This is a genomic window from Bowmanella dokdonensis (assembly GCF_017254865.1).
Classification (GTDB): Bacteria; Pseudomonadota; Gammaproteobacteria; order Enterobacterales; family Alteromonadaceae; genus Bowmanella; species Bowmanella dokdonensis.
On sequence record NZ_JAFKCV010000248.1, the window covers coordinates 1 to 324 of the forward strand.

Below are 324 nucleotides of genomic sequence, written 5' to 3' on the forward strand. Positions count from 1 at the left end.
GCAAACCGGTAAATACCCCCGCTATGAGTTTTTCTCCTTATGGGATACCTTCCGCGCCCTGCATCCGTGGAAAACCATTATCGATCAGCGTCGTACCCGGGAAATGATGGACAGCATGATGGCCCACTATCATGTAGCTGGACGCCTGCCGGTGTGGATATTCCAAGGCAATGAAACGGATATGATGATGGGCTATCACTCGGTTCCCGTGTTGGTAGATGCCTATCTAAAAGGTCTGACCGACATCGATGGCGAGCAGTTATTAAGCGCCGTATTACAAAGTGCCGAACAGGACGAGTTTGGCCTGGCCAGCTACCAAAAGCT

At 51.2% G+C, this 324-nt stretch carries 1 protein-coding gene; it reads left to right on the top strand.

All coding sequences use genetic code 11. The features are described 5' to 3' along the window. Positions 1-324, top strand: a 324-nt coding sequence (locus J0A66_RS22430; protein ID WP_206576037.1) for a glycoside hydrolase domain-containing protein, incomplete at both ends; no start/stop codon positions are given.